The 11617-nt window shown below is 75.0% G+C and carries 13 protein-coding genes; 4 read left to right on the top strand and 9 right to left on the bottom strand.

The features are described from left to right. Nucleotides 1–9: 9 nt before the first annotated feature. The 7 genes from J2S44_RS37215 to J2S44_RS37185 form a co-directional block, all read right to left on the bottom strand. Nucleotides 10–1308 carry a sensor histidine kinase gene (locus J2S44_RS37215; protein WP_310424252.1) on the bottom strand — a complete coding sequence of 433 codons (1299 nt, stop codon included), beginning with the start codon at nucleotides 1306–1308 and terminating at the stop codon, nucleotides 10–12. Beyond that, nucleotides 1308–1997, bottom strand: coding sequence for a response regulator transcription factor (locus J2S44_RS37210; protein ID WP_310424249.1), 690 nt, complete (start codon nucleotides 1995–1997; stop codon nucleotides 1308–1310). The genes J2S44_RS37215 and J2S44_RS37210 overlap by 1 nt, the downstream gene beginning before the upstream one ends. A gap of 10 nt (nucleotides 1998–2007) precedes the next feature. Beyond that, entirely contained in the window at nucleotides 2008–2883 is an 876-nt protein-coding gene (locus J2S44_RS37205; RefSeq protein ID WP_310424246.1) for a S1C family serine protease, read from the bottom strand. A gap of 123 nt (nucleotides 2884–3006) precedes the next feature. Then, nucleotides 3007–3981: a VWA domain-containing protein gene (locus tag J2S44_RS37200; protein ID WP_310424243.1), complete on the bottom strand. Its 975-nt coding sequence runs from the start codon at nucleotides 3979–3981 to the stop codon at nucleotides 3007–3009. 79 nt (nucleotides 3982–4060) lie between these two features. Then, on the bottom strand, nucleotides 4061–5119 hold the full coding sequence (locus tag J2S44_RS37195; protein WP_310424239.1) for a DUF58 domain-containing protein: 1059 nt from the start codon (nucleotides 5117–5119) through the stop codon (nucleotides 4061–4063). Beyond that, complete coding sequence (locus tag J2S44_RS37190; protein ID WP_310424236.1) at nucleotides 5116–6150, bottom strand: AAA family ATPase; 1035 nt, start codon at nucleotides 6148–6150, stop codon at nucleotides 5116–5118. The genes J2S44_RS37195 and J2S44_RS37190 overlap by 4 nt, the downstream gene beginning before the upstream one ends. Continuing rightward, nucleotides 6147–6323, bottom strand: coding sequence for a hypothetical protein (locus J2S44_RS37185; protein ID WP_310424233.1), 177 nt, complete (start codon nucleotides 6321–6323; stop codon nucleotides 6147–6149). The genes J2S44_RS37190 and J2S44_RS37185 overlap by 4 nt, the downstream gene beginning before the upstream one ends. Nucleotides 6324–6583: 260 nt before the next feature. Between J2S44_RS37185 and J2S44_RS37180 the strand changes: the two genes are divergently transcribed. Continuing rightward, nucleotides 6584–7042, top strand: a complete 459-nt coding sequence (locus tag J2S44_RS37180) for a GNAT family N-acetyltransferase (RefSeq protein ID WP_310424230.1) — start codon at nucleotides 6584–6586, stop codon at nucleotides 7040–7042. A 39-nt stretch (nucleotides 7043–7081) separates the two neighbouring features. Here J2S44_RS37180 and J2S44_RS37175 read toward each other — a convergent pair whose 3' ends face one another. Together J2S44_RS37175 and J2S44_RS37170 are read right to left on the bottom strand one after the other, a co-directional pair. Further along, nucleotides 7082–7759: an NADPH-dependent F420 reductase gene (locus J2S44_RS37175; RefSeq protein WP_310424227.1), complete on the bottom strand. Its 678-nt coding sequence runs from the start codon at nucleotides 7757–7759 to the stop codon at nucleotides 7082–7084. A 2-nt stretch (nucleotides 7760–7761) separates the two neighbouring features. After that, nucleotides 7762–8787: an LLM class flavin-dependent oxidoreductase gene (locus tag J2S44_RS37170; protein ID WP_310424224.1), complete on the bottom strand. Its 1026-nt coding sequence runs from the start codon at nucleotides 8785–8787 to the stop codon at nucleotides 7762–7764. 75 nt (nucleotides 8788–8862) lie between these two features. Between J2S44_RS37170 and J2S44_RS37165 the strand changes: the two genes are divergently transcribed. The 3 genes from J2S44_RS37165 to J2S44_RS37155 all read left to right on the top strand — a co-directional run bounded on the left by J2S44_RS37165 (nucleotide 8863) and on the right by J2S44_RS37155 (nucleotide 11440). Next, nucleotides 8863–9318 carry a MarR family winged helix-turn-helix transcriptional regulator gene (locus J2S44_RS37165; protein WP_310424221.1) on the top strand — a complete coding sequence of 152 codons (456 nt, stop codon included), beginning with the start codon at nucleotides 8863–8865 and terminating at the stop codon, nucleotides 9316–9318. 189 nt (nucleotides 9319–9507) lie between these two features. Continuing rightward, the gene (locus J2S44_RS37160) at nucleotides 9508–10923 is read left to right on the top strand and encodes a M28 family peptidase (protein WP_310424218.1); all 1416 of its coding nucleotides are present in this window, start codon (nucleotides 9508–9510) and stop codon (nucleotides 10921–10923) included. Between the two features lie 70 nt (nucleotides 10924–10993). Continuing rightward, nucleotides 10994–11440 (top strand): SPW repeat protein, encoded by a 447-nt coding sequence (locus tag J2S44_RS37155; RefSeq protein ID WP_310424215.1) that lies wholly within the window; start codon nucleotides 10994–10996, stop codon nucleotides 11438–11440. Nucleotides 11441–11617 lie beyond the last annotated feature (177 nt).

Here is an 11617-nt window from a genome sequence, read left to right as displayed (position 1 = left end):
GCCGAGCGGTCAGCGCGGCATCGGGTTCGCGGCGGGCGGCGGCGCGTCGTCCGCACGGCCGGCGGCGGGGAGCCAGAGCACGAACGTGCTGCCCGCGCCGACCGTGGAGAAGACCGCCGGCTGCCCGCCGTGCGACTCGACGATCTGCCGCACGATCGCCAGTCCCAGCCCGGTCCGCCGCTCCCCGCGCACGGTGCCGCCGGCCGTACCGCGCGGGGTGCCGCCGGCCGTACCGCGCGGGGTGCCGCCGGCCGTGCCGCGCGGGGTGCCGCCGGCCGTGCCGCGCGGGGTGCCGCCGGCCGTGCCGCGCCAGAACCGGTCGAAGACGCGGGAGATCTCCGTTTCCGCGATCCCCGGGCCCTCGTCCGTGACGGCCAGCCACAGCCAGCCGCCGGACCGGCCCGCCCCGATCGTGACCGTGCCGCCGGCCGGGGAGACCCGCACCGCGTTGGAGAGCAGGTTCCCGGCGGCGCGGCGCAGCGCGTCCGGGTCACCGATCATCAGCAGCGGGTCGGACGGCAGGGTCCGCACCGTGACCTCGGCCGGCGCGGCGAACTCCTCGCCCGCCTCCCGCGCCACCTCGGCCAGGTCGGCCTCGGTGTCGGCCAGCGCGTCCGCGTCCCGGCGCGCGGTCGCGAGCAGGTCCTCGACCAGCCGGGACATGCGCGTGGTGGCCCGGTCCACGATCGCGGTCGCGCGGGCGCGTTCCTCGTCGGTCGCCTCCGGCGCGGTCAGCGACGCGTCCAGGTTCGCCCGGATGATCGCCAGCGGGCTGCGCAGCTCGTGCGACGCGTCGTCGATCAGCTGCCGCTGGGCACGGAACGCGGCGTCGAGCCGGTCCAGCATCTCGTCGATCGTGTCCGCCAGGTCCCGCAGCTCGTCCCGCGGACCGTCGAGCCGGATCCGCCGGGACAGGTCGGTCGCCTGGATCTCCCGCGCGGTGCGGGCGATCGCGCCGGCCGGCCGCAGCGCCCGCCCGGCCAGCACCCAGCCGAGCGCGAGACTGACCAGGAACAACACCCCGAGAGCGAGCAGCGAGTACGTCCGCAGCGTCTCCAGCAGCCGCAGGTTGACCTCGGACTCGATCTCCTCGATCGCGGCCACGTCCAGCGTGCCCACCGGGTACTCGCGGCCGTCCGCCTTCTCCTTGACCAGCTGCGCCGTGTACCGCGTGGTGATCGGTTTCGGGTCGGTGACCCGCTCGACCACCACGTAGGTCACCGCCAGCCCGGCCCCGGCCAGCGCGAACAGGATGCCGGAGTAGAGCGCGGTCAGCCGGAACCGGATCGACCGGGTGAACGCGGGCATCACGCCTCCCGCAGCCGATACCCGCGCCCCACCACGGTCTCTATCGGCGGCTCACCACCGGCCGGGGTGAGCTTGCGGCGCAGCGTGCCGACGGTCACCCGGACCGTCTGGGTGAACGGGTCGGTGTTCTCGTCCCAGACATGCTCGAGCAGTTCCTCCGCCGGGACGACCCGGCCGGGCCGCGTCATCAGGTACTCCAGCACGCCGAACTCCTTCAGGGTCAGCGCCAGCCGCTCACCGGCGCGGGTGGCCTCGTGCCGCGCGGTGTCCAGCCGCAGGTCACCGACGGTCAGCACGGCGTTCGTGCCGCCGGTGTCCCGGCGCAGCAGCGCCCGGGCGCGGGCCAGCAGCTCGGCGAGCGCGAACGGCTTGACCAGGTAGTCGTCCGCGCCCTCGTCCAGGCCGGTCACCCGGTCGGCCAGGCTGTCCCGCGCGGTCAGCATGAGGATGCGCAGCTCGCCACCGCCGGCCACCGGCACGTCGCCGCGGCGGATCGCCCGGCACAGCGCGAACCCGTTGCGGCCGGGCAGGTTCACGTCGAGCAGCATCAGGTCGTACGCGTTGACCGCCAGCCGCTCCTCCGCCTCGGCCGCGTCCACGGCCAGATCCACCGCGTACCCGGCCCGGCTCAGGCCGACGCGCAGGCCGTCGGCCAGGTCCTCCTCGTCCTCGACCACCAGAAGTCGCATGGCCGCCACGCTATCCCGCGCGGATGATGCTCTGCGCGACCTGCGCGGCCCGGTCGATCGGGATCGCGAACCCGATGCCGATCGACCCGCCGCCCTCCAGCGTGGCGATCGCCGTGTTCACGCCCACCACCTCGCCGCGCGCGTTCACCAGCGGCCCACCCGAGTTGCCCGGGTTGATGGACGCGTCCGTCTGCACCGCCGTACGCCGCCCGCCCGCGCCGCCGAGCCGCACCTCGCGGTCCAGCGCGCTGACGATCCCGGCCGTGACCGTCCCGGACAGCCCGAGCGGCGACCCGACCGCGAGCACCGGCTCGCCCACGCGGGTGTGTCCCGCCGCCGCCAGCCGCAGCGGTGTCCCGGCCCCGCCGTCGACCCGCAGCACCGCGATGTCGCTGGCCGGATCGCGCCCGACCAGCTCCGCGTCCCGCCGCCGCCCATCCTGGCCGACCACGCTGATCGCGCCGCCGTCCGCGACGACGTGACTGTTCGTCACCACGTGCCCGGCCGCGTCGAAGACGAACCCGGAGCCGGATGCGGTCCCGCGCCCGCCCCTGACCTGCACGGAGACGACCCCGGGCAGCACCGCCGCGGCCGCGCCGACCAGATCCGCCGGCACCGCCCCGCCCCCGCCGCCGCCGGGCGCCGGTGCCGGGACCGCGGTCACCGCGTCGTCGTCGCGCGCGGCGACGGTCCCGGCGGCCGCGCCCGTCCCCGCGGAGACCGCGACCACCACCAGGCCCGCCAGCAACCCCTTCACCGGTACGGCGCGCCGGCTCGCCGTCGCGTCCCGCGCCTCCGGGGGTGCCGTGTCCGCCCCGGCGGCGACCCCGGGCGACTCGAAGGCGGGTCCACGCGGCTCACCGAGCCCGATCGTCGGTACCGACATCGCATCCGTCCTTTCCGCATCGGCCGCGCCGCCCTTCGCCGGCGGCCAGCCTGGTCACTGGAGGGTGTTGACTCACCCGCGGGCACCGCGTCACCGGGCGGCGACCCGGCCCGCGCGCCGTGCTCAGGGAAGCCTGGAGAACCACAGCATCGACAGGCCGGCCGCGAGCAGCGCGAGGACCAGGCCGGCGCCGATGAAGCGCCAGGAGACGTCCTGACGTTCCAGTTCGAAGCCGACCAGGCTGCCGATGTCCGCGTAGACCGCGCGCAGCTCGTCCGCGCTGCCCGCCTCGAAGTGCCGGCCGCCGGTCTGCTCGGAGACGGCCCGCAACGTCTGCCCGTCGACCGGCACCGCGGTGCTGCGCCCCTCGAGCTGGATGTCGCCGGACGTGGTGCCGACCGCGATCGTGTCCACCGGGATGCCGAGCCGGGCGGCCTCCGCCGCCGCCTCGGACGGGGCCCGGCCCGCCGTGTTCTGCCCGTCGGAGAGCACCACCAGCCGGGCCGGGACCTGCCCGTCGGTGTCGTCCCCACCGGTGCCGCCGGTGCCGAGGCTCTGGACCGCGGCCAGGGACGCGGCGACCGCCTCGCCGATCGCCGTGCCCGGGCGGCCGGTCGACTCCATGCCGATCCGGTCGATGCCGGCGGTCAGCCGGGCGCGGTCCGTGCCCGGTGGCACCAGGACCGCGGCCGTGCCGGCGAACGCGACCAGCCCGGCGTTGTACTGCTCCGGCAGCCCGGCCGCGAACTCCCGCGCGGCCGCCTTCGCCGACGCCAGCCGGTCCGGTGCCACGTCCGTCGCCGCCATCGACGCGGACACGTCGACCGCGATCAGCACGGTCGCCCGCTCCCGCGGCACCCGCACCTCGTCCGACGGCCGCGCGAAGCCGACCACGAGCAACGCGCACATGGCCAGGAACAGGCTCGCCGGCACGTGCCGCCGCCAGCCCGGCCGCTTCGGCGCGACCGTGTCGAGCAGGGCCAGGTTGGTGAAGCGCACCGCGTACCGGCCGCGGCGCCGCTGCACGACCAGATATCCGGCCGCCAGCAGCAGCACCGCCGCCAGCAGCCACAGCCGCTCCGGTGACTGCCACGTCATCGTCGGTCCCCTCTCCGATGAGTCGGTCGATCCGCCCGGCGCGCGCCCGGCGGCCGCGCGGGGCCGCCCGGCACGCCCGTCATCGCACGCCCGGCATCGGCCGGGTGGCGCGGGCCAGGCGGCGGTGGGCGTGGACGTGCCGCACGATGTCCGTGATCCAGTCCCGGTCGGTGCGCAGCGGCAGATGCGCGGCACCGGCCCGGCGGAGGGCGTCGCGGATCGCGGCGCGCTGCTCGGCCGCGGCCGCGGCGTAACGGGCACGCAGCCGGCGGCTGCCGGTCGAGATCTCCCGGACCCGGCCGGTCTCCGGGTCGGTCAGCGTGATCAGGCCGACGTCCGGCAGCTCCAGCTCGCGGGGGTCGGCGATGTCCACGGCCAGCACCTGGTGCGTGGCGGCGAGGCGGCGCATCGGACGCTCCCAGCCGGGCGCGCCCGGCCCGGCCGGCACGCCGTCCAGGAAGTCGGAGACGACCACGGCCAGCCCACGCCGCCGCGCGCCCCGCCGCAACCCGTCGATCCCGTCGGCCAGCGACATCCCGCCACCTCCACCGGCACTCGCCGCCGAAGGGCCGGTGCCCGGCCGGGAGCCGGGGTGCCCACCGGTTCCCGGCCGGGCGCCGGCGGTGGCCGGCGAACCGGGACCGGCCGGTACGCCGGACATCAGCGCGCGCAGCAACGCGTTCAGGTGGGCGCGGCCGGCCCGGGCCGGGAACCGCCGGACGTCGCCGGCCCGCAGCAGGTGCGCGCCGATCCGGTTGCCGGACCGGGCGGTGAGATGACCGACCGCGGCCACCGCGATCAACGCCAGTTCCCGCTTCGTCAGCGCGGCCGTGCCGAAGTCCATGCTCGGCGTGCCGTCGACCAGGACCCAGGTGGACAGCTCCCGGTCGGCCTCGGTGGTGCGCACGTGCGCGGTCCCGGTCCGCGCGGTGACCGCCCAGTCCATCCGGCGCACGTCGTCCTCGCCCGCCCGGTACTCGCGGCTGCCGGCCGGTTCGCTGCCGTGGCCCGGCAGCAGCCCGAGGTGGTCGCCGCGCAGCAGCCCGTCGAGACGCCGGATCACGGTCAGCTCCAGCCGCCGCAGCCGCCGCTCCGAGGTCGCGAGCCCGCCACGCACCGTGGCGTCCCGCGCGGTCATGCGGCGGCGCCGAGACCGTGGCCGTCGTCCTGGCGGGCCGGCGCGATCCGCGGGACCGGCACCGCCGCGATCAGCTCGCGGACCAGCGCGGCCGGGTCGACGCCGTCCGCCACCGCGTCGAAGGAGAGCACGAGCCGGTGGGCGAGCACGTCGACGGCGATCTCCCCGACGTCGGACGGCAGCACGTAGTCCCGGCCGCGGACCAGCGCCAGGGCGCGTGCCGCGGCGACCAGGCCGAGCGTGGAGCGCGGGCTGGCACCGTACCCGAGCAGCGGGGTGATCTGTGGTTTGCCGAACCGGGACGGGTTGCGGGTGGCCATCACCAGCCGGACCACGTACTCGGCGAGCGCGTGGTGGACGAAGACGCCGCGGGCCAGGCGCTGCAACGCGACCAGCCGGGCCGGGTCGAGGACCGGGTGCGCGGACGGGCGGTCGGCGCCCATCCGGTAGAGGATGCCGAGCTCGTCCTCCTCGGTGGGGTAGCCGACCACGACCTTCATCAGGAACCGGTCCCGCTGTGCCTCGGGCAGTGGGTAGACGCCCTCCGACTCGATCGGGTTCTGCGTGGCCAGGACCGCGAACGGCGCGGGCAGCGGGTGGCGGCGGCCGCCGATCGAGACCTGGCGTTCCGCCATCACCTCCAGCAGCGCGGACTGGACCTTCGCGGGCGCCCGGTTGATCTCGTCGGCGAGGACCAGGTTGGCCATCACCGGGCCGGGCTCGACGTCGAACTCCTCGCGGGACGCGCGGTAGACGCGGGTGCCGAGGATGTCGGACGGCACCAGGTCCGGGGTGAACTGGATCCGGGCGAACGTGCCGCCGACCGCGGTGGCGAGCGTCTCCGCCGCGAGCGTCTTCGCCACGCCGGGCACGCCCTCGAGCAGCAGGTGCCCCTCCGCGAGCAACGCCACGAGCAGCCGCTCGACCAGCGTGTCCTGTCCGACGATCACGCGCTTGACCTCGAACAGCACCCGTTCGAGCTGCTTGGCGGCGGCCTGGTGCGCGGTGAGTTCCACCGCGGTCGCGGTCACAGCGCCGCCCGGCTCGACTCGGCGGGGCAGTCGGTCGGCGTGGTGTCGACGACGACAATCCGGGCCACGGTCCCGGGCACCGGCTCGGCCGCGAGCGCGGCGGAACCGAGCACCACGGCCGCGGCGGTCGCCACGCCGGCACCGGCCAGTCCGATCAGGGTGGTGATGCGCATGTGCGTCCTCTGCCTTCCGGTAGGCGGTGAAGGCGGGCACCCGGCGGGATTGCTGGGGACACCGCTGGGCGCCCGCGTGCTCACATGCCACCAGACCGGACCGAAAGCCCGGGGAAAGCGACTCGGGGACAAGCCGCCCGGGGACAAGCAGCCCGGGGACATGCTCCCCCGGCATGGGCGTCCAGCCCGATCGGCATTTCCGGCGTACCCCGGCGGACTGTTCTGATCTTTCACGCACAGCGTGAACTGATCGGAGAGTCATGACGACGACCATTGTGGACGTGCCGTTCGACGACGCGGAGGGCGTGCGACTGCGCGCGGCGATGGGCGCGGAGCTGTTCGCGCTCTTCAGCGACGTCCAGGAACGCGAACCGGTCGAGCCGACCGCGGAGAACGTCGACGCGTTCGTCGTCGCCCGGGACGCGGCCGGCGCGGCGGTCGGCTGTGGCGCGCTGCGCCTGCTGGACGACGGCACGGCCGAGGTGAAACGCATGTACGTGGCACCGGAGGCGCGTGGCACCGGCGCGTCCACCGCGATCCTGCGCGCGCTGGAGGACCGGGCCCGCGCCCGCGGCGTGGCCACCGTCCGGATGGCGACCACCGTGCGGCAACCGGACGCGATCCGCTTCTACGAGCGGGCGGGCTACCGGCGGATCGAGACGTTCGGGCCGTACCCGGTGCACCCGCTCGGCGTCTACCTCACCCGCGAGATCGGCTGACCGGCGGCGGGCGGCGGCGCGACGCCACCGCCCGCCCGCTCAGACCGTCCCGGCGCGCGCCGCCGTCACCACCCGGCCGCGCTCGGAGCCGGCGAACCGGTCCAGCATCGCCCGCACCTCGGCCGCGTCCACGTTCGCGCCGAACAGTTCCGTGCCGGGCTCCATCCGCACCCCCTCGGCCAGCGGCCCGGCGAGCACGGGGTCGAAGCCGAGCGCGTCGACCAGCGCCGCCACCTCCGCCGCGTCGTCCGCCGCGCCGGCGATCGCGATCGCCCGCCGCCCCGGCGCGCCGGCCGGCAGCGCACCCTCCTCCAGATCGTGGTAGCCCATGTGGTTGAACGCCTTCACCACGCGGGCACCGGTCAGGAACGACGCCACCGTCTCGCTCGACGACGTGCGCGGGTCGGTGAGGTCGTCGCGCACACCGTCGACCTCCCACCAGTAGTTCATCGCGTCGATCACCAGCTTGCCGCGCAACGCGTCCGCCGGCACCGACCGGTACTTCCCGAGCGGCAGCGCCAGCACCACGACGTCGGCACGCGCGGCCGCCTCGGCCCCGGAGACCGCGACCGCGCCCGGCGTCAGGATCTCCACGATCAGCCGGATCTTCGCCGGGTCGCCGGAACCCGCGATCAGCACGTCGTAACCCGCCGCGACCGCGAGCCGGGCCAGCACCGTGCCGACCTTGCCCGCGCCGAGGATCCCCAGGGTCGTCATCTCTACTTCTCCGTCATCATGTCGCGAACCATCGGGAACACCGTGGAACCGAGCAGCTCGACCGCGCGCAGCCGCGCGCTGACCGGCTGCGCGCCGACGGTGTAGATGAGGTCGAAGCGCCCCACGTCGAGCGCCTTCGCCGCGCGGGCGATCTTACGGGCCACCGTCTCCGGCGCGCCGATGTAGAGCGACCCGTGCTCCACCTCGTGGTCGAACTCCGCGCGGCGCAGCGGCGGCCACCCGCGCAGCGCACCGATCCGGTCCCGCTGCACCTTGTAGTGCGGGTAGAACAGCTCCTTCGCCGCCTCGTCGGTGTCCGCGACGAAGCCGGGCGAGTGCATGCCGACCGGGTGCGCGGCCGTGCCGAGCTGCTCCGCGGCCCGCCGGTAGAGGTCGACGTACGGCGCGAACCGCTCCGGCGCGCCACCGATGATGGCCAGCATCAACTTCAGGCCGTGCTGCGCGGTACGGACCACCGACTGCGGCGAACCACCGACGCCGACCCAGGCGTCCATCCGCCCGGACTCGGTCTTCGGGAACACGTCCATGTCCTCCAGCGCGGGCCGGGTGGTGCCCTTCCAGGTGACCGGGTTCTCGTCGAGGAGCTTGACGAACAGGTCGAGCTTCTCCTCGAACAGCACGTCGTACTTGCTCATGTCGTAGCCGAACAGCGGGAACGACTCGGTGAACGAGCCGCGCCCGAGGATCGGCTGCGCCCGGCCGCCGGAGAGCGCGTCCACGGTCGCGAACCGCTGGAACACCCGGACCGGGTCGTCCGAGCTGAGCACGGTCACGCCGGACGCGAGCCCGATCCGCTCGGTGCGGGTGGCGATGCCGGCCAGCACGGTCTCCGGCGTGGAGATCGAGTACTCCGGGCGGTGGTGTTCGCCGAGCGCGATCACGTCCACGCCGAGCTGGTCGGCGAGCACGGCCTCCTCGACGACCTGCCGGACGGCGGTCGCGTGCGACACCAGCGTGCCGTGGTCGTCCTCCGGGACGTCGCCGAACGTGTCCAGTCCGAGAATCATGGCGCTGCCCTCCGAGGTCATTGACACGTCAATCGTTGCTATGATGGACACGTCAACTACCGGAGGTCGAGCTTTATGCCCCGCAAACTGCCCGATCGTGACGAGCTGCACATCTGGCGCGAGTTCATCGAGGCCACCGAGGCCCTGCGCACCCGGGTGACCGGCCGCCTGCACGACGACACCGGCCTCGGCGCCGGCGACTACACCGTGCTGCTCACGCTCAGCGAGGCGCCGGACACCCGCCTGCGCTCCTCCGAGCTGGCCACCCGGGTGGGCTGGGAACGCAGCCGGCTCTCGCACCACCTCGGCCGGATGGAACGGCGCGGCCTGATCACCCGCACCGGCGCGCCGGGCGACAACCGCGGCGCGCTGATCGTGATGACGCCGGACGGGGGCGCGGCGTTCCACGCGGCGACCATCCCGCACCTGCGGGTGGTCCGGGAGCTGTTCGTCGACGCGCTCACGCCGGAACAGCTCACCGCGGCCGGCGAGATCGCCGCGGCGCTGCGCGACCGGCTGCGCGACCGCTGACCCATGCACGACCTCCCACTGCCCCACCCCTTGCGCGCCCGCGTGCCGCACGCCACCGCGCGTAGCGCATCCTAGGAGGCTAGCCCCTTTGTCGTACCGTGCAATTCTCAGACATGTAATAGACCGGCATCAAGATCGACCCTAGTCTCTTCCTGTGGTGGTCACCCGCCCCCGGATCCAGGAGGAGCCTTGGAAACCCCAGCCTCGAAGTCCTTTCTCAGCCGCCGCCGGATGCTGGCGCTCGCGGCCGGTGGCGCCGCCGGCGTCGCGCTGCCCGCCCCCGCCTGGGCGGTCGGCGACCAGCGGCCCGGCGCGGTCCGCCCGCCGGCGCTGACCCCGGGAGACCGCCGGGTGGCCGGCGAGGTGTCCGCCCGCCGCGCGCTCGAGCACCTGCGCGTGCTGTCCGAGGGCATCGGCCCGCGGATCGGTGGCACCCGCTCGGAGAAACGCGCGGCCGACTACATAGCGCACACCCTGGACCGGCTCGGCTACGACACCACGCTCCAGCCGTTCCCGGTCGCGGACAAGTTCCTCGCCGACCTGGACGCGCCCGGCGGCCTGCCCCGCGACCTGTGCTGGCAGGCCGGCGCGTCGCCGCAGGGCGGCCTGGGTGGCACGGTGCGCGGCGAGGTGCTGGACGCCGGCGCGGGCGGCCCCGCCGACTACCCGGAGACCGTGCGCCGCACGATCCTGCTGGTCGACTACGTGGCCGCGAACCGGGAGGCCGTGGTCGCGCTCGCGGTCGCCCGCGGCGCCGCGGCCGTGATCTTCCTGCCCGCCGACCTGGTCGAGCCGCGGCGCGCGTCCGCGTTCAGCCCCACGCTGCCCGGGTCCGCGACCACGCCGGTGCCGATCCCGGTGGTCGGCGTGGCCCAGGCGCAGAAGCACCGGCTGCGCGCGCTGCTGACCGCCGGCCGGCTGCGCAAGCTCACCGTCACCACCACCGCGCACCGCGGCCTGACCTCGCACAACGTGCTCGCGGAGCGGCGCACGGGCGACGGCACCGGCCCGGTCGTCATGGTCAGCGCGCACTACGACACCGTGATCGGCGCGCCCGGCGCGAACGACGACGGCTCCGGCACCGTCCTCAACCTGGAACTGGCCCGGGTGCTGCGCCGGCTGCCGGTCAACGCGACGCTCCGGTTCGGGCTGTGGGGCTCGGAGGAGCAGGGCCTGATCGGTTCCCGCTACTACGTGGCGCAGCTGCCGCAGGCCGAACGGGACCGGATCGTCGCCGTGTTCCAGAACGACATGGTCGCCACCAGCTGGAACCCGGCCACCCGCTACTGGCTGCTCTCCTTCACCGGCCTGGCCAACCGGGCGACGGACGAGGTGGCCGCCGCCGCGGAACGCCTCGGCTACGCGCCGCGGATCTCCCCGGTCACGCTGCGCGGCTCCAGCGACCACCAGTCGTTCCAGGAGGTCGGCATCGCGTCCGCGAACTTCTCCTGGCGCGGCGAGGAGTCCCCGGCGATCCTCGAACCGCCGTACCACAGCCCCGAGGACACGATCGCCAAGAACATCAGCCTGGAGCGCCTGAAGGTCTCGATGGAGCTGATCGGCTCCGCCGCCTACGCCACGGCCCGCAACCCCGTACCCGCGTAACCGGTTTGTGCCCCGGCGGGTGGGGTAGCCGAACCGGTGCCCCACCCCTCCAGGCACACAGAGGACCATCATGACCGACATCAAGGGCCCGGAGAACCGCGAGCGCCCGCCGGGCCACGAACTCGCGCACGAGACCGCGCCACCCACCTACCCGGGACCGGCCGGCGGCCGCCTCTCGCTGATCACCGACGTGGGCGTGCTGGTGGCCGGCGTCTGGCTGGTCGTCGCACCGTTCGTCCTCGGCCACGACGGCGCCGCGTTCTGGAACACGCTGATCAGCGGCGCGGTGATCGCGATCCTGGCCGTCGCCCGCCTCGGGTCCCCGCCGAGGACCAGCCGGCTCGGCCTGGTCCACCTGGTGCTCGGCATCTGGCTGATCGCCTCCCCGTTCCTGCTCGGCTACGGCACCGACCTGGTCGCCGCCCGCACCAGCTACGCGACCGGCGCGGTCGTCGCCGTGCTCGCGCTGGCCAGCGCCGCGTCCGGCGGCCGGTCCCGCAGCGTCATGCGCGACTGACCACGGCGTCGCCGACCGCACGGTGGGCAGATCACGATCTGCTGCCGCTGCCCGCTCCCGGCGGCTCCGCTGCCGCATGCTCCCGCGGGCACCGGTCGGCCGCGGGCGGCCTCCCTGCACGTGCCGTGGGCGCACGAGCCGGGGTGCCGGCCGGGCTGCGCCCGGCCGGCACCCCGC

Origin of the sequence: Catenuloplanes niger (assembly GCF_031458255.1) — a bacterium.
GTDB classification, from domain to species: domain Bacteria; phylum Actinomycetota; class Actinomycetes; order Mycobacteriales; family Micromonosporaceae; genus Catenuloplanes; species Catenuloplanes niger.
Note: the sequence above shows the minus strand (reverse complement) of the source record. Positions and strands in the feature narration are given on the sequence as shown.